This window comes from Streptomyces sp. ATLC9, from assembly GCF_057196705.1.
In genome coordinates this window covers 1-439 of record NZ_JBXUOY010000598.1, presented here as the reverse complement: position 1 = coordinate 439, position 439 = coordinate 1, and the positions used below count along the sequence as shown (strand labels likewise).

The 439-nt window shown below is 75.6% G+C and carries 1 pseudogene; it reads right to left on the bottom strand.

What is annotated here, in order from left to right:
* Nucleotides 1–439 (bottom strand): annotated as a pseudogene (locus AC2CJA_RS27250) (acetyl-/propionyl-CoA carboxylase subunit alpha); the annotation flags it as partial.

Below are 439 nucleotides of genomic sequence, written 5' to 3'. Positions count from 1 at the left end.
GGCGCCGCCGGCCGCGGCGGTGCGGGCCAGGGACATACCCAGCGAGGCGGGCAGGGAGACCTCCAGGCGCTTGCCGCCGACCTCGACGACCACCGTCTCGCGGCCGGGCTCGTCGTCCTCGGTGTCCGCGCCGGGCGCGGCGAATGGCTTGATGTCGTTGACGAACTCGGTCTCGATCCACCGGGTGTGGACGGTGAAGGGGTCGGCGGGCCGCCCGTTGACCTCGGGGGCGAAGGCCGGGTCGGTGACCACCGCGCGGTGGAAGGGGATGGCGGTGGCCATGCCCTCGACCTGGAACTCGGCCAGCGCCCGGGCGGCGCGCTGCAGCGCCTGGGCCCGGGTGGCGCCGGTGACGATCAGCTTGGCCAGCAGCGAGTCCCAGGCCGGGCCGATCACACTGCCGGACTCCACGCCGGCGTCCAGGCGCACGCCCGGACCG